This window comes from Pseudomonas sp. MWU13-2105, assembly GCF_023242315.1.
Lineage (GTDB): Bacteria > Pseudomonadota > Gammaproteobacteria > Pseudomonadales > Pseudomonadaceae > Aquipseudomonas.
The window spans coordinates 377,260-393,604 of sequence record NZ_JALLIY010000003.1; the positions used below are offsets into that span (position 1 = coordinate 377,260).

Genomic DNA, 16,345 nt, shown 5'->3' on the forward strand with positions numbered 1-16,345 from the left:
CCCCATCCTCTCCTGTGTCTCCGCATGCGCCAGTCAGAGCAACTTGGCTGCCAAGATCCCTGTCAATACTTATATATTATTCACAGCGTTCTCCGAAAGAACTAAGGAGAAAATGGCAATATATCCATAATTATTTGGCAGTTGGATCGGTCTAGCATTTAAAAAATTTTTTCATCTAAATTTTAGATGGATTTTGGCGTTAAGTAATATTATTAAATTCAAATGACTAACTGGAAGTCCTAATCGGCTGTCAATATAACCATAAAGCTATGGGCGGTTTTCAGTAATAAAAAATATTCGAAAATTCTGGAGTGCCTGTTACTTAAGGCTTTCAGCGATTTAGTGCGGTAACGTAAATTCAGAAAAGTTTTTATTTTACATATATTGACACAGCCAAGGGGCGCTCTTGACCTTCAAAATGGATTTGGGTTTACTGCTCGGCATCCAATAGCTGGACAGTTACAACCCGCTCTTTAAAAAATCAAAAGTGGTCGATCTAAGGTCTGGCAAGTATTTCGTTAGCAATGTGAGATCTTTAGATCTGACCACGTATTAGAGGAATGGCAAATGCAAGATGTTCCTGAGCACATTTTGGAAGCTTCTAATGTGAAGCTGGATTCAACAAGTACTCTCGCCGAAATAAGACGGCATGAAGAGGCGGTTAGGCGGTACGAGATTCTCAAAGACTATTTGACAGGAACAATCAGTGCTGATGTAGCTATGGAGATTCTCTGCGTCAAGAAGTCTCGCTTTTACAAGCTACTGAAATACATGGCAGGAGCTAAAAGTTATAGGGCACTGGTATCGGATGTAACGGGAAGAAAGCCAGGCCTCACAGTGACAGATCCTGAGACACTGAAGCTGATAGAGGAGATGTTCGAGGAACACTACCCTGAGCACAAGACCATCGCGGCGGTATGGAAACATTGCCAAACGCAAGCTGACAATAGACGGACGCTCAGGCCGAGTTACCATACCGTTGCGACTTGGATCAAAGCCAAAACAGAGTCGCTCCTGTACAAGATGACTCACACGGGCGACCAAACCAAGCAAAGGTATGGGGCAAAGCCTGGTTATAAAGTTACGAAGAGGCCGTTGGAATGGGTGCAAATCGATCATACGGTTGTCGATCTTATGGTGGTGGACGAGGACGACAGAACAGTCGTCTTAGGACGTCCTTACATCAGTGTCGCGGTTGATCTGCATACCCGTGTGATATTGGGATTCTACGTCTCATTGCTTCCGCCAAGCGCTGTATCTGTGGCAATGCTGATGGAAAACTGCGCCTTGCCCAAAGTGGCATTCCTGCAAAGCCTAGGACTCCCAGAACACCTGCTTCCCTACTACGGACTCGCGGAAGTCATCCACACCGATAACGCAAAGGAGTTCATCTCTGACGTGTTCGTCCTCAACGCCAAGGACTTTGGCATTGACGTTGAGCACCGAGATATTCCCGAAAAGCACCAAGGCGGTCACATTGAAAGTCTGATTGGTAAGTTGATGCTCAACACGATGCATCCGCTGCCAGGCACTACAGGCTCCAATGCCCAGCAGGGTAAACATCTGAAGAGTAACAAGAAGTCCGCAATCGGGTTAGCCGGGCTACGGCGTATCTTGGCGTATACCTTACATGCTTACCATCAGACAAAGCACTCGGAGCTGGGGAAGACTCCTGCGGAAGCATGGGAAGGACATTTTGCTAAAAAGCCGAATAGCCGGGTTTTGGAAGCTTCCCAGTATGAAGACTTCAAATACCGGTTCTATCCAGAAATCCCGAAAAAGAAAGTTGTGCCGGGAGGCATTGAAATTTTCCGCAGGTTCTATTATGGGCGCTTTCTTAGGGATAGGGTTCGGGATGCGGTCACGGTAAAATATGACCCTTACGACTTGAGTTTCATTTACGTGAAATCAGGGGAGATCTTTGAAAAGATCTCTTGTGTACGTAATAGTTTTAACAGGAGTGCAGACTATGAAATGTACCGCTGGCAACGTCAGCAGAAGGGAGAGCGGGATGGCACCATGACGAAAGAAGGGGCGCAGTCGTATGGTGAAGTTACCAGGCAGAAAAACAAGGAGGTGAAATTAACCACTCAGGAAAAACGCAGGAGGAAGGCGGAAAAAGGCAAAGTTGACTATAAGAAACAAGCAGGCGTACACGGCAACAAGCCAGAAGACGACAGCTCTCTGAGTCGTACGACTCCGAACAAAAATAGCAGCAACAGCGAAAATACAATCAATACCACCGGCAAGACCAATAACACCAGCAAGTCATCTAAGAAATCTAATGTTTTTGACATTGGCAGTTTCTTCAAGAAAACGGAGGATGTTGACTACAACCAACCCCCGACTTTTTACGACAGCAACTGATTATACACTTATCTTGTACTTAACCTGAACGCATGGGGCTGGGTCTCTTTGTCTATTATTTGGACATCGGTCTAACGCTTGCTGATCAGAACTATCGAAGTGCCGATAACTTGAAGCAAACTTTGATAGTCTGCTGGTCGATATCTCAGGGGAATTCATGCGCTCATACTTTTGTGGACTACTATGACTGATTACTCTCACGTACACCCTGCATCCCACATCCACTTCAATGAGCCAGACGATGTTCGTCTTATCACCTGCTCCAACGACTTCTGGGTGCACCATCCTAGCGCCCAGAAAATCATACTAAGGATGGAAATGGCAATGAAGATGCGTAACAAGATTAACGCTCCAAGTATGCTTGTTACCGCTCCAGGAGGAGGGGGAAAAACCGCTCTGATTGGCGAGATGAAGGCTAGGAATGCTACGAACGAAAACAAAATGATCTTCGTGACCATGCACCAAAGCCCTAATGGCTACTCACTTAAGGATCTTATCCTGAGCGAACTTGGTCTGGGGGTAGGACGAAGGGCGCGGCAAGGCCATAACATTACTCCAGAACTTCAATACATCATTAGGACGGAAAACATTTGCGCCATTGTGATTGATGAGATTCATGATGCACTGACATTGACCGAGCTTCAGCAGCGCATCAACCTTTCGCTGCTGAAGAATCTGTCAGGCTCCACCTACGGCCTCTCGGTGTTTGCTTTCGGGGTGCCGGCAGCTGCGCGTGTGCTCCGTCAGGATCCTCAGCTTGAACGCCGATATCCTGTGGTGGCCCTTAACGGGTGGGAAAATGGGCCAGAGTTTCGAAACTTCGTGTCCAGCTATATCCACCATTTGCCGCTGAAGAACAAAACTAACTTTCAGGATCAGATGTTGTTCCTGAAAATTATGAACAAGGGGCAGGGTATCACCGATAACGTTGTGAAGATTCTGCAGGCATCTGCTATGGCGAGCATCATTGACGGCACCGAACACATCAACCACCGCCACCTCGATAACATTGACGACATTATGGCGAGTTTCAACTACGCGCTGCGTGGCGCAGAGATGCCATTAGAGGAGGAGCAGTAAGGATTAGATGAAGCGAAATCTGTCATTAAGTAAAAAGCGTCAGATTGCCCGCACGGTGCTGGAAGGTCTCCACGGATTCCAGCATCGCTGGCCTGAACGCACAAAGGTTAACGAAGCTTTGGATAGTATAGCTAAATCCGACGACGCCATTCTTGTGATGTTGCGGGGGGCTGCAGGAGCAGGAATCAGCTCAATACTCGAAGAGTTTTCTCTCAAATTTTATGACGAGGTAATCGTTGTGACGCCACGCATATACTCAACGAGGCTTAACATAATCGGCCAAGTACTCCACGCACTTTTTCCTTTTAGCAGCTTTCCCACCTATAAGCATGTGCCTGAGAGCTTGATACAATGCCGTCAGGCCGCCCGAAAGACTATCATCTTCGATGACCTGGATATCATTTCTAGTCAAAATAACATGGAAGAGGTGATTTTTGGCCAGCTCTATCAACTTGCGCGAAGCCGAGGTCGATATAAAATCATCATGTCTACGAGAAATAGGAGGTTACTTGAATATTACTCCAAGGTCATGGGGGTCACGAGCATGGTCATCCCAGTATCGGGGGTAATTCCAGCATTCGATGTAAGCACTGTTGTTCAAGGATTCTATGATTGGTGCAATCAGCAATACGGTACGGACGTTCAATCTCCCTGCATGTCTCGATTTAGCAAACTCGACCAAGACATGCCTATCGATCGTATCATCTACGCGTGCGAAACCCTGTACTGCTCAGAACTTCTGAAGACACATCTGAGGTTTAACGGCAAGACGATCAATTTTACGGACGCGCCTTTCACTTATGAATTCCCTGATCACTTTTCCGATCTTCGTCACAAAGTTGAACATAAAGCTTTCTCCTAAACCTCAATGCATACAAAGTAACCCTTATTATGCGCGCAGGGATCCTCAATACTCACAAGGGATCCTCAATGGCGGAGTGGCACTTAATAGCCTAGTAACTATTGAAGTTGCGGATGATAAATCAGCCAGTAACGCCCCTTCAAAAAAATGAGTAGCGACAGTGAAACCAGGAAAGCATACAGTACCGGAACCATTAGCAGGCGAAACCCTATCCTCATGGATGTGGAGAGTGAATTCAACAGCCCACATACCTATTATGTCCTATCAGAGATTCAGCTCGCCGGAGGGCGAGATCATAAGCCGTGATTCAATAGGACTCTGGGGTGAATGGTTTGCAGATCGCGACCTCTTGACTGAAAACGCTTTCGTCGAGTCCTTCAAGCAAGCATTCAACATCTCTCAAGCCTGGTTGAATAAACGATTCCCTAAATTCAGTCAACCCACCATACCGACTCAATTCAGAAGGGCGTTTTGCTCACAATGTTTTATGGAGTCCTTCCAGAAGTTCGGCATTCCGGTCAGTAAGGTTCAGTGGTGCTATCTGACTAAGCCGCTCTGTGAGTTACATGGTGTTCCACTTCACGATTCGTCGATTTTTTTTATAAATCATGACGATTACACAATTCAGGCATTTGTATCATACTGGGATGATCCGCAGTTCAAGGAAAATTGCGATTTGATTCGTGATGCTGGGAGGGTGAGAAATAGCCTGGCGCTAATGGCTCAACAGCGATTGCATAAGCTGACGAGACGAGCATCCAAATCTGGCCATAGTTTTGATGTGCAGATGTTCGTGCTGACCCTAATGAGGGCAATGATGATTCCCGTGCTCCATCACGGCTATCCCAAAATAGCATTCGATCATTGGGGTGGCAGCGACCACTATGCGGGTCTCGGGGTTCATGGCGATTTTTACAATGAAATCTATCGAAGCACTTGCTTGGCGCGGCTGTATGCTCTTTATTTCAGCGCAATTATTTTGGGCTGGATTACCAGTGAACAGGCACGCAAGACCCTTCATGAAGGTTATTTTTCCCCTTGGAATACTCACACGATATGGTCAAGACTGGATGATTCTCCAGGAATATTGAGTTTGCTTTTTTCGGAACTTAAGCTTTATGAAACGTCATACCTCAATCTCACTCGGATGGATATTCCTGAACTAATCCGGATCCGTTATGATGCATAAGATAAGTACAATATACTGGTTGCCGGGTTGCATGGTGCATTGCCCCGGTAGCCACTCATGCTCTCATTTTGTCGTCGCTTTACATGTAGATGTGGTTGCTTGGAAGATCTTGACTTACACGCTTCGGTTCAGAGAAGGACGTAATGGATTTTCTAAGCCGGCCTTGATCTACTTGAGGCACCCTAATCGTTTCTGGCTCTGGCAAGCAGATAGACGAAACTTGAAGGAGCAGACGGCTTCGATCATCCCGTCGCAGGGGATTACCAGGCTGGATTTTGATTCATTCGGCCCTTTCCGTGTCGTTCGAAAAATTCCAGCAGCTAAGTTAGCCCTCTTAACCAATAGCCTTATGAAGGCATTCTACGACTTAAGCTTCTGGCATCTCGGTTATCTCTATAACCCAATACGAATTCCTGACGCTCTCCTGCTCCAAAGAATCGGTAGTGCTATTGAATACGCTAACGGATTTGCAATAGCGAGAGCTAATTGACCTGTTGCCTGTCGACACTACAGAAAGTTTTCGCTTCAATCTATATAGTCAAAACAACTATGAAATTGCGTGAGCACTGACATCATGAAAGCAAGGTCGCGGCTTAGGGCGCAGTAAAACTGCTTCGTATGTTGGATGGTTCAAATCATTACGCGCCCGTTTCGTAGCATCGTAATAGCTCCGTGAACCCACCTTGTGAAAAATGGGCGGCGCGCTCAGGAAGCCTGGTGTTTGATTAAATCACCACTAGGACACTACGCCAGAGTTTGGAGCGTGAGCTCATGTGCTAGGGGTGAACACCTGATTATCAGCTCTTCCTCCAATACTCCCTCACCGACGTCAAAGCCAGCCCCAACTGCGCTGCTGCCTGCTGCTGCGTCGCACCTTCGGCTTTGAGTGCCAGTACCGCTCTCTCGTTATCTGCGTTTAGCGGTTTGCCGCGGCCTCGTTTTATGAGGTTACCGTCAGCATCGAACTGGTCGCTGAGCACCTTCATGCCACCTTCAGCTTCAAAGGCAGCCACGTCGGTCAATGCACGACCAATAACGGTGAGTGGCTGCTCACCCTGGCGGTGAGCAATGCAGAGGGTAAGCATCGCTATGGGATCGAAGCCAAGGGATTGCGCCAGCTCGTCAAATTGCTCGACGGTGATGCTGGTCTGCGCGTTCTCGAGAGCACTGACTTTACGTCGGTGGGTCGCATCCGAGACGTCAGCGTACTTGGCGCGCCGGACGAGGCGGAGCGCCCGAAGTACGCCTGCAAATGCGGTTCTCAGTTCCATGACTTTCTCAAAAGTCAGGATATAGCCATAACTGAGGTTTACGAATAAACGTCAATATAGTGTATTATCCGTTGAAGCGATGCCCCAGTGGGCCGCAAGCAGTGGTGTGAAGATAGTGGGGCATCACCAGAGCTGTCTCAAGGAGCATCAAGACCGCCTAACCCGTGATGGGTACTCCGGTTCAAGAGCCCTTTCTGGTGGTCATCCCTCAACGAAGACAGCAGATTTATTGACGGAGGTTTGAGATTGAGCACGCATAAAAAAGAAGGTGCTGAGGAGCTACTCGATGGCGATCCTGGCGTACCTCGCCAAGGTGTCGTGGATTCAGATGAGATTCTGATGGGGCTGGTGCAGGCCCTCTATCCCCGCAAACCGTATTGCTTAGTGGAGGACTGGACGATTTTTCGAGCCGAAGTCACCGAAGACGAGCTACAAAAAATCCACGCGGCGGGACAGCTCCCGCTTGTGTTGTTTGCTCACAATGTACGCTTCGACAGCCAGCGTCGTTTTGATGTCGGCGACTGGGTGCGCAGCACTTTTGCGGTTTCGTTTGAAGATGGATTTCTTTTCGAAACGAGGAACACTGTGTATGTCCTTTGTGGGGGCGGCCACGAAAAACCAGCGAGCCTCAAAACAATTTTTTCTTTCTTTTAGACGACGCGTTGCCCAGGCAATGATTTCCAACTGAGACAAGAATGTTCAGAACCAAAATCGAAGACATTGAGGGAGTACCTGGTATGTTCGGGGAGGGTCTCGCTCACTGGCATGGCATTTCGCGAGCGTTGAATATTCACTGGTACCACGTATGCGTTAGAGAGAGGCACGACGGTCGATTCGTAAACATGATTGAGATGTTGAATGACGAGACACGGCTGCTTGAGCTTCTTGAGTCGCAGAATGAAGACTTTGTCATTACTGAAATCCAAGCGTTGACACCCTCTTGGATGAATGGCGGCAAAAGTTGGCGAATGGAAATAATCAAGGCGATTTCCATCGGCCATGACCGTAATGGCTGCGTGATATGCGTGCTTGAGGTTGAGAGCGGCAAGATCTACACAGACACTCACGATCGCTCTTTCAAGCCGGAGGCGTTAACTAACGTCAGAAAAATTTACTGACGTTTTTACTCCATCGCTGGGCGAATACTGAATCGGAGAAAATTAATGAGCGACATCCACGAAGTCGATCTTCACTCAAAGCGTCTTACGGAGTTCCAGCTGCGTCGGATCGTTCGTGCAAGTGAATACGTCTATGACGCGCCGATCACTGCATGCTTGAGCGATGTCTTCGTATCAAATGGCGTGGCTGTTGGTGTGGTTTTTGGCCATACCAAGATGGATCGCTTTGGGCGTTTCGCGGATGGACATTTGATGCGCACATCCAGCATTCGCTATGCAAAAAAGGAGGGGAAGTTCTGGGTGTTGACGACCATGAATTCGCGATATTTGGTCGCTTCTTTCATGAAAGGGGTAGGGCGGCCAAGTTTCAGAGCTTTCATGCAACCCGCTACGAATGGGTCTCCCGTGTCACCGACTGTTCAGTGAGCACAGGGCACGCCAACGCAGCATGGGAATCTGGATTTGATATGGCTCGGGAAGACGACGATACCGTGTATTGCAATGTTCAAATGTCCCTTGCTAGTGGCAAGGAGCTGCGTCAGCTAGTAACAGCGCTTCGTGAATCGGGATCTCATCCGAACCTCGATGCTGTTTTTGCTCGTATGCAATTTGAGCTGACGATGACGATCGATATTGTTGAAAACCCACCGACGTGGGGTGCTGGAGAACCTACGAAGCACTGATTAGCCCAGGCAATTGTTCGCTGGCTGATGAGGACACGGTGAAGCTAGGCGCTTGCGCGAAGGAGCGATTCAATCGTCATGGTGCAACTTGCTCGCCTTTCACTGGCTCATATTTTTCCTAGCGCACCTAGCGAATGAGCTTGAGGAGTCACAGATGAAGGTTTACGTCCTTTCAGACCTACACCTCGAGTTTTCTGAATTCGTGCCGCCTCCGAACGACGCAGATTTGGTGATCTTGGCGGGAGACATCCACACAAAATGTCGTGGCGTGGAGTGGGCGAATCAGACGTTCGATCGTGAAGTCATTTATGTCTGTGGGAACCACGAATTTTACGGTGGCCACATCGATCACACCCTTCACAAAATGCGAGACGCTGCCGCACCCAATATTCACGTCCTGGAAAACCAGGTTTGGATTCACGATGAAATCCGGTTTTTGGTCACAACAGGGTGGACGGATTTCTCATCTACCGGGGACGTAATCGCGGCGACGTTGATATGTGGGCAATTGATGAATGACTTCAAGATGATTGCGACTGAGGACAACTTTCGCCGTCTATGCCCAGCAGATGTGATTGAGCGAAATCGCGTGGCTTTTGAATTTTTGAAGCGCGAGCTTAGCGAGCCATTTCATGGCAAAACCGTCGTCGTTACGCATCATTGCCCTGTCCCCGAAGCGGGCCGTGAAAACTATGACGGTCATCTCAGCGCCGCATTTTTCAACCGCTGGCACGCGCTTCTGCCGCTAGTGGACGTGTGGATTTTTGGCCACACGCATCGAGCGGTGGATATCTCGTTAGGTGGATGCCGAATCATTTCGAATCCCCGTGGTTACCCAGGGGGAAACGCGGATTTTGCCCCCAATTTGACTGTAGAAATCTGATCGCTGTAGAGGGGGACGCCCAAGTGCACTGGATCAAAACTTATGGAGCGGAGCTGTCTGACTTCCGGTTGTACAGGCTGCCGAAGGTCATTGAGCGAGCACGCAAAGCTGTTGCTGATCCAGACGTCCTTGGCTATTTGCTATGCGCATTGGAGCGTCCTCCGCGCATGACTGGGCTTTTGTTTTGCGATCATGCCAGGAGCTTTCCGGAAGGGTTGCCAATCCATACGCAACCCATTGCTGATCGACACAATCGAGATGGATACGAAGTCGTGATTGCAGCCGATGGCGGTAAGTATGTCGTAGCCCACTGGCTTTATGACAATGGCGCTTTAGACCGGTTTGATCGAGTTCACTGACGTCGGTATCGAATGCTAAGAGGGTTGATAGTTGGGATTCCCAAAGAGCGTGTTAGAGGCACAGGAAATTGATTTCGGTTTCCGGATCAGCGGATACATTTGCTTTGCTGAGATTCAGCCTCCGTGCATGACTGGAGTTGTTTTTTCAGAATCGCGGGGCCGATTTGTAGACGGCGGGAGAATCCGCACTTCCAGGATCGAAAGGGTGTTCGAGCTTAAGGGATATCGGGTTTGCGAGACACGTAATGGTAGTAGGTACGTGATCTGCCACTGGTGGTACCAAAACGGTGCCTTGCCCCTGGTCGATATCATCCACTGACTTGATGCAGTCATGCCCTCGATGATGTGAGTGCGATCCGCTGGCGAAGTGATTGCTTCAAAAGCTCCGCACATTGTCGCTGAACACTCCAAGGGCCTCTACGTGTTGGTTGTAGGCATCTAATTCCTCCCTGTTCTCTGCCAGCCATTCCTCGTGCCGCTCCGTACGCAGCGCCTCCGCTCGATTCCGCTCCATCATCGCAGAGAGGATAATGTCTTCCTGTTGGTGCATGGCCATCGCCTCTTCTGAATCGCTATCAACAAGATACCGGTAGCCGTGTTGCCGCAAACTGCTAGCCCCGGCGTTAGATTTTGGGCTCTGGTTTGTACTCGTCAAGCACGAAAACATGACTACCGCGCATCCTCGTCCTGCATCACCTCTTGGCTAAGCTACTGCGTGACAAGGGCAACAGCTTTCCGAAGGGGGAGAGTCCTTAGACGCATATGGGCCTGAGCCGATGGAAGCAGCTCGCATTCGACGCATCAGTTTAAAATTCTGAGTCGGGATTACTCTCCAACCAGATAAGGGCGTCGAGTTGAGCAATGTTTTTCGCTGGATAATCTTTCGCGCGCTCGAGCGCTATACGAAATAGGCGTGCACAGCGAATGTAGTTCTCGCCCTCGGTCGCGCCTCGTACTCTGTCTAGGCTTGAGTCTCGTAGCCAATCTCTGACTGGTTTATTGAGCACGTGGTATTGCTTCGGGAAGAATTGGCAGAGCATCTCTGAGAGGAGGGCGCCTCTGGTGTTCACGCCAATGTGGTGCAGGCGATCAATTTCTACCTTCACGACACGATCTCGGGATACTACCTGCGCGTCCAATATTCGCACCAGGCTTCTCGCAAGCTCTTGAAAATTACTACCTCGCCCGTGTCTTTCCCAACCAAGACCTTGGAACCGGCTTCCGGTATGGAGTGACCATAGCTCGTTTAGGTTGCCGTAAAAGTCTAGGTTGCGAGACGGATTCCATGCGCGGGCTCTCGCAGTCGTCCGGAATAAAGTTTCGAGGTCGGGCCTGACGCTTTTGAACAGGCGCATCTGTTGTCGTCGTCTGGCGAGAACGGCCGCGTAACGCTTGAGCGTATGGGGATCGGGTAGTATCAGCTCAAAGACAGCTCCATCATCTTCGCCTTCTGTTTCTGATGTATCTGGTGATTTCGGCTTCTTAGGTTGGATGGCCTCTCGGTAGCGACGAATCCAATTTTCGTCGAGGGTTACACACATGTTTGCGAGCTTTTCGATCCACTGTTCGGCGGCTTTGAAAGTCTCATCAGAAATCAGTGAGTAGCCATTAGCTTCGTAATTGGTAGAGAAAGCAGCTTTAGAGAGATTTGAAGAACCGACAAGCGCGTAGGATTTGCCATCCAGTTCTCTCCAAAAAACGGCCTTCGGGTGGAATCCGTCTATTGCTTCCGCGGCGAGAAAATCATCATGCCTGTCTGAGGGAAGCCATCGGAGTACGTCCTCGCAAGCTGCCTTGCGGGTAATTCCAAAGTCTTTGCCAACTATGAACTTGAATGACTCGCACTGGTGGCCCAGGTCGCCCTTGATGTCCCAATGAGTCAGGTAAGCGCTGACGATGTACAGATGAGTCGATTCGCGAAGGGCGCGACGATAGACGTCTTGAAGCTCGGTGCCGGAACGTTTGGGAAGTAAAAGCAATTTCATGCAAAAAAATCCGCGTTGTTGTTGAGGTGGCGTCGCTGGGTTTGCCAGTGGCAGCGGTCAGGTCGAGGGTTACCAAAGTGGCCTTCGGTTAGCCCAATACAAACGAGCCCGGAATACGGCGAAGAAGCTGGTCTTCTGATTCGTTGTATAGCCCAATCAAGCTCGTGCAGTCTTCATCAAGTTCATCACCTTTCCAAATCGAGTCTTGGTGCTAAGCTGCCATCATCATCCGAGGCTGTTCGTGGTCTGAAACCGATCAACCAATACTTCGAAGGAATGAGATATGGGCTGGAAAGGAACGTTGCGTTCGATGCAGGCAGCTTCGCGTAAAGCTGATCGTAACGCCCAGCGTAGGCAACGTGAGCTTCAGTCACGCCAAAAAGAATACGCCAAGATGGAGGCGCTTGAGCAAGCAGCCTACGAAGTCGAAGTCTACGGAAACCTAATCGATGTTCTGCTCTCCGTGCATAAAGAATGTGGGGAGGAAATAGATTGGCAATCATTCGTTGATAGGGCTGAACCCGTAAAGCCCGCATTCGCAGATACGAGTGAAGCGCATGCTAAAGCTCAAGAGCAAACCTATAAGCCTGGTTTCTTCGCAAAGTTGTTCAAGCTCGAAACGCGCCAACGTAAAAACTTGGCTGCCGCCATTGAGACGGGGCGCCTACACGATGCTAAACAGCATGAGGCCGCTGTCGCGAAGTGGCGAGTCGAGCATGACTCTTGGCACCAGGAATACACTATCGCGCAGGGTGTCCTGAGCGGTACAGGGAAGGCGAAGCTAGAAGCTATCAAGCTCGTCGATCCATTCACTGACATTTCTCATCTCGGCACATCGATCAAGTTCTCAATAGGGGAAACGGGTCTAGTGGAGGCTAGTCTTGGCGTTCATGGTGTTCGCGTCATTCCAGCTGAGATCAAGTCCTTGCTGCAGAGCGGAAAGCTTTCAACGAAGAAGATGCCAGCCGGAAAGTACAATGAGCTTTTGCAGGACTATGTGTGCAGCTGTGTTTTGAGGGTAGGGCGCGAGCTTTTGTCGATGCTCCCTGATGACCTTGTGATCGTGACGGCCATCGACGCTGTGCTGAACTCAGCTACGGGGCATATAGAAGAGTTACCTATATTGAGCGTAGCGCTCTCCAGGCACACCCTGGAAGCATTGAATATGGATTCGATCGATCCTTCCGATTCCATGAAAAATTTCGTGCACAACACATCCTTTAAAAAGACGTCCGGTTTCCAACCTGTTAATGCGTTGGATGCTCGACAGTTCGTCACGAACGCCTAACAGATAGACGGTCTTGGCGAACCACCTTTGAAGGGGACTGCCCCCGGGAACCCGTTATAAGATGGCGATCATTTCCGGCGCCTACTTGCCGCGTTGAGCCCACTCACCATGCTCCGCGTTCATGTGCGCCACCATAGGCAGGATAGGGGAAGCGCATGAGCGCCTGCTTGATCCAAAAGATCGCCTGGGGCGGTGGCAACGCAAGCTACTGGACTTGTCGCTTCGCAATAATTTGCTCAACTTCAAGGCCGGGAAAAAGTCTCTGAAGCTCGAGTCTCCCGATCCTGCAGCGCTGGAAGATTTCCTGGCCAGCGGTAAAAAACTGAAATTGCTGACACGTCCCGACCTGATGGATGGGGCTGACCCACGTGACCAGGTACTGTACGAATTACGTGAGCGAGAAGATGTTCGTCGTCTCCACGCCCTGGACGCCTTGAAACGGAATGAGGTGTTTGTCGGCCTCTCCAGCACTGAAATGGAAGCACGGCTGATCGAACTCTATCGGGGAGCTCGAACTGCCTTGCAAGAAGGGGGCTCTAACACCCTTTACCTTGCTCTGGGTTTTCTCAGCTGGGAGCGAGCGGACAAAGGCGGGCAGAAGTACCGGGCGCCGCTTGTCCTGATCCCTGTGACGCTTGAGCGCAAAAGCGCGCGTTCAGGTTTTTCGATGGTGCTGCACGACGACGAACCTAGATTCAACCCGACACTCATCGAGATGCTTCGCCAAGATTTCGAATTGAATCTCGGGTCGCTTGAGACCGAGCTCCCTCGGGACGATTCGGGCCAACACGTAGACAAATGACTGAATCAATCCAGAGGAAAAGCTTATGCCTGTTGTACGTGTAACCTGGTTCGACGATAAAGACCAGGATGCCAAGAAGCACGTTGCCGCAGAGATCACTCAAACGCTGGTAAAACATACCGGGGTTGATCCCAAGTGGGTCTACGTTCTTTTTGAGGATGTCCCTGCCAGCAATTGGGCCGTAGCGGGGGAATTATTCGAGTCGGAAAAGTAGATCATGCGTCGACAGGCTACATAAGATAAGGACAGCTATCCCTCTACTCAAGGCTAGGGAAGCATCCGATTCGTGGCGGAGACCCCTAGCGCTGAGGCAGGTGATTTAGGACGTGGATGGCGCCGTTGGTGGGATCTCCGTCAGCGAGCATCTGTTTAAGGCGTTCACGTTCTTCAGTTCCAGGTAGTACACCAGAAGTCGTCGCCTCCATCACCGGGATTCCTTCTGCGTTAAGTATCCTGACTTCGGCTTTTGCGTGACCGCGTTCATCTACTTCAGTGATGAGCCAGTGACAGGTGATCTGTTCTTCCGCGTATACCGGTCGTTTAAACTCGAAACTCATTCCTGTTGCTAGCCATCCTATTTGCCCCCCAATCTCGGTGAGGAGGCTGGCTGTCAGCAGGCCATGAGCAATAGGCGCCTTGAACTTGCGCAGATCCGCGTAGCGTGCGTCGCAGTGAACCGGGTTGTAGTCGCGAGAAATCTGAGCGAATTGACGAATATCGTCCTCGGAAAAACAGCGGACTATCGTGAACCGGTCTCCGACCTCAAGACCTTCGGCAGCACGTTCTCTTGGACTTTTCATCACAACTCCTTGGAAGGTGAGGGGAGGCACCTAAAAAGTATGTTCAGGGCCTGGAAATGTTCCTGCATTCACCTCAAGCGCAAAGTCCCTCGCTGCCGTGTGAAGTACCGATCGAAGATCTGCGTACTGTTTGACGAATCGCGGCAGACATCCGCTGCGTAGCCCGGCCATGTCCTGCCAGACCAGCACCTGGGCATCGCATTGGTTACCTGCTCCAATCCCGACAGTCGGGATTGAAATGGCTTCAGAGATCGCTCGACCCACATCACCGGGCACCATCTCAATCAAAACAGCAAAGGCACCGGCGGCCTCAAGCGCTTTGGCTGCGTCTATCAAGCGCTGCGCATCTTCGCCCCGACCTTGGACACGGTAGCCTCCCAGTTGATGTTCCATCTGTGGGGTGAAGCCAATGTGCGCCATGACGGGTATGCCTGAACTCACGAGTTTCTCGACCTGAGGCAGCATTTCGATACCACCCTCGAGTTTGACCGCATGCGCTCCAGCTTCTTTCATGAAACGTACGGCTGTGTGGAAGCACTGCTCCGCCGAGGCCTGATAAGAGCCGAATGGAAGATCAGCAATTACCAGTGCTCGTTGTGTCGAACGGCTTACTGCACGAACCAGAGGGATCAGTTCGTCAACGGTAATGGATAACGTGGATTCATTACCGTAGACATTGTTGGACGCAGAGTCGCCGACTAGCAGGACGGGTATTCCGGCTTCTTCGAAAATAGCTGCGCTGTACATGTCATACGCGGTGAGCATCGCCCATTTCTGCCCCTCTACTTTCATCTGTTTCAGATGCGGAATCCGGATTCGTGGCGCCTTGGAGACTTGTGGAGCACCGCCATATGGTGAAGGTTGATCGGTCATGGTGTTTGCCTCGTTTAGAAAATGGATCAACCCAGCACCTGCTCGGTGAGCAGAACGACCGCGATGATGATCATAGCCGCGCCGGAGAAACGGCTGACGAAACGAGCCGCGACTGGACGCGCTTGCAGCACCACCTGCGAGCCAAATCCGACCAGCAGATAGATCACGCCGCAACTGACCGTGTGGATGAGCCCCAGGGCAATCATCTGCATCGGAACAGGCCAGGCAGCGGTGGCGTCGGTGAACTGAGGCAACAGCGCCAGGAACAGCAGGAATACCTTCGGATTCAGCCCGCTTACACAAAGCCCCTTGATCGCCCAGTGCTTCCAGGAACTCGACGCCTGAACATCATCAGAATGTGGTGTAGCGGGGTGGGCAAGCATATTTAGACCTAACCAAAGCAAATAACCTGCCCCGGCAACGGTCAGCACGGCCAAGGCAGTGGGGTGGTTGGCCACCAGCGTGCCGACACCACCGGCAACGATCATGGTTGCGATCAAATGGCCGGACAAGAGTCCGCCCACGGCAGGTATGACGACTCGGCCCTTTAGGCCCGCTGAAATCGCATAGGCCCAATCTGCGCCCGGCGTGATGACGAATAGAATCGACACGGCCCAAAAGGCAACAAAAACGCTCAAGGTCATGGTGCTGCCCACCTCAGTTGCTGGCATATCGCTCGTTGCATCGTCTCGCTCCAATAATTACTGATACGAGGAAGAATAATGAAATCTTGTTAGAATTTACTTCCAAAGATAATCATCGGATTGCTGCAGATGGGGAGATTC

The 16,345-nt window shown here is 50.4% G+C and carries 18 protein-coding genes and 1 pseudogene; 13 read left to right on the top strand and 6 right to left on the bottom strand.

All coding sequences use genetic code 11. From position 1 onward, the window contains the following. Positions 1 to 567 precede the first annotated feature (567 nt). The 4 genes from M5B96_RS06465 to M5B96_RS06480 all read left to right on the top strand — a co-directional run bounded on the left by M5B96_RS06465 (position 568) and on the right by M5B96_RS06480 (position 5,498). On the top strand, positions 568 to 2,367 hold the full coding sequence (locus tag M5B96_RS06465; protein ID WP_248795870.1) for a transposase family protein: 1,800 nt from the start codon (positions 568 to 570) through the stop codon (positions 2,365 to 2,367). A 183-nt stretch (positions 2,368 to 2,550) separates the two neighbouring features. Beyond that, positions 2,551 to 3,447 (top strand): TniB family NTP-binding protein, encoded by an 897-nt coding sequence (locus M5B96_RS06470; RefSeq protein WP_263859458.1) that lies wholly within the window; start codon positions 2,551 to 2,553, stop codon positions 3,445 to 3,447. A gap of 7 nt (positions 3,448 to 3,454) precedes the next feature. Next, positions 3,455 to 4,309: a hypothetical protein gene (locus tag M5B96_RS06475; protein WP_248795871.1), complete on the top strand. Its 855-nt coding sequence runs from the start codon at positions 3,455 to 3,457 to the stop codon at positions 4,307 to 4,309. Between the two features lie 229 nt (positions 4,310 to 4,538). After that, complete coding sequence (locus M5B96_RS06480; protein WP_248795872.1) at positions 4,539 to 5,498, top strand: hypothetical protein; 960 nt, start codon at positions 4,539 to 4,541, stop codon at positions 5,496 to 5,498. A gap of 797 nt (positions 5,499 to 6,295) precedes the next feature. Here the strand turns inward: M5B96_RS06480 and M5B96_RS06485 are convergent. Continuing rightward, positions 6,296 to 6,769 carry an XRE family transcriptional regulator gene (locus M5B96_RS06485; protein ID WP_248795873.1) on the bottom strand — a complete coding sequence of 158 codons (474 nt, stop codon included), beginning with the start codon at positions 6,767 to 6,769 and terminating at the stop codon, positions 6,296 to 6,298. Positions 6,770 to 7,015: 246 nt separating this feature from the next. Between M5B96_RS06485 and M5B96_RS06490 the strand changes: the two genes are divergently transcribed. The 6 genes from M5B96_RS06490 (at position 7,016) to M5B96_RS06515 (ending at position 9,812) form a co-directional block, all read left to right on the top strand. Next, positions 7,016 to 7,423: a DUF6957 family protein gene (locus M5B96_RS06490; protein WP_248795874.1), complete on the top strand. Its 408-nt coding sequence runs from the start codon at positions 7,016 to 7,018 to the stop codon at positions 7,421 to 7,423. Between the two features lie 188 nt (positions 7,424 to 7,611). Further along, positions 7,612 to 7,887, top strand: a complete 276-nt coding sequence (locus M5B96_RS06495) for a hypothetical protein (RefSeq protein WP_248795875.1) — start codon at positions 7,612 to 7,614, stop codon at positions 7,885 to 7,887. A gap of 45 nt (positions 7,888 to 7,932) precedes the next feature. Beyond that, positions 7,933 to 8,313: a hypothetical protein gene (locus M5B96_RS06500; protein ID WP_248795876.1), complete on the top strand. Its 381-nt coding sequence runs from the start codon at positions 7,933 to 7,935 to the stop codon at positions 8,311 to 8,313. A 41-nt stretch (positions 8,314 to 8,354) separates the two neighbouring features. Beyond that, positions 8,355 to 8,570, top strand: a complete 216-nt coding sequence (locus M5B96_RS06505; RefSeq protein WP_248795877.1) for a hypothetical protein — start codon at positions 8,355 to 8,357, stop codon at positions 8,568 to 8,570. A 154-nt stretch (positions 8,571 to 8,724) separates the two neighbouring features. Further along, on the top strand, positions 8,725 to 9,453 hold the full coding sequence (locus M5B96_RS06510) for a metallophosphoesterase family protein (protein WP_248795878.1): 729 nt from the start codon (positions 8,725 to 8,727) through the stop codon (positions 9,451 to 9,453). A 23-nt stretch (positions 9,454 to 9,476) separates the two neighbouring features. Beyond that, positions 9,477 to 9,812, top strand: a complete 336-nt coding sequence (locus M5B96_RS06515) for a hypothetical protein (RefSeq protein ID WP_248795879.1) — start codon at positions 9,477 to 9,479, stop codon at positions 9,810 to 9,812. 376 nt (positions 9,813 to 10,188) lie between these two features. Here the strand turns inward: M5B96_RS06515 and M5B96_RS06520 are convergent, their stop codons facing one another. Together M5B96_RS06520 and M5B96_RS06525 are read right to left on the bottom strand one after the other, a co-directional pair. Continuing rightward, entirely contained in the window at positions 10,189 to 10,362 is a 174-nt protein-coding gene (locus M5B96_RS06520) for a type II toxin-antitoxin system CcdA family antitoxin (RefSeq protein WP_248795881.1), read from the bottom strand. A 256-nt stretch (positions 10,363 to 10,618) separates the two neighbouring features. Then, positions 10,619 to 11,797: a phospholipase D family protein gene (locus M5B96_RS06525; protein WP_248795882.1), complete on the bottom strand. Its 1,179-nt coding sequence runs from the start codon at positions 11,795 to 11,797 to the stop codon at positions 10,619 to 10,621. Between the two features lie 283 nt (positions 11,798 to 12,080). On the opposite strand from M5B96_RS06525, the gene M5B96_RS06530 reads away from it, so the two are divergent. From M5B96_RS06530 to M5B96_RS06540, 3 genes and pseudogenes are all read left to right on the top strand, one after another. Then, positions 12,081 to 13,085 (top strand): hypothetical protein, encoded by a 1,005-nt coding sequence (locus M5B96_RS06530; protein WP_248795883.1) that lies wholly within the window; start codon positions 12,081 to 12,083, stop codon positions 13,083 to 13,085. Positions 13,086 to 13,251: 166 nt separating this feature from the next. Further along, a pseudogene (locus M5B96_RS06535) lies at positions 13,252 to 13,878 on the top strand (DUF4011 domain-containing protein); the annotation flags it as partial. Positions 13,879 to 13,912: 34 nt separating this feature from the next. Beyond that, on the top strand, positions 13,913 to 14,101 hold the full coding sequence (locus M5B96_RS06540) for a tautomerase family protein (protein ID WP_248795884.1): 189 nt from the start codon (positions 13,913 to 13,915) through the stop codon (positions 14,099 to 14,101). Between the two features lie 85 nt (positions 14,102 to 14,186). On the opposite strand, the gene M5B96_RS06545 is transcribed toward M5B96_RS06540, so the two are convergent. From M5B96_RS06545 to M5B96_RS06555, 3 genes are read right to left on the bottom strand one after another with little or no spacing between them, the layout of a single operon-like run. Beyond that, positions 14,187 to 14,687 (bottom strand): MaoC family dehydratase, encoded by a 501-nt coding sequence (locus tag M5B96_RS06545; protein WP_248795885.1) that lies wholly within the window; start codon positions 14,685 to 14,687, stop codon positions 14,187 to 14,189. A 30-nt stretch (positions 14,688 to 14,717) separates the two neighbouring features. Beyond that, the gene (gene panB, locus M5B96_RS06550; RefSeq protein ID WP_248795886.1) at positions 14,718 to 15,560 is read right to left on the bottom strand and encodes a 3-methyl-2-oxobutanoate hydroxymethyltransferase; all 843 of its coding nucleotides are present in this window, start codon (positions 15,558 to 15,560) and stop codon (positions 14,718 to 14,720) included. Positions 15,561 to 15,586: 26 nt separating this feature from the next. Then, positions 15,587 to 16,204: a LysE family translocator gene (locus M5B96_RS06555; RefSeq protein ID WP_248795887.1), complete on the bottom strand. Its 618-nt coding sequence runs from the start codon at positions 16,202 to 16,204 to the stop codon at positions 15,587 to 15,589. Between the last annotated feature and the right edge of the window lie 141 nt (positions 16,205 to 16,345).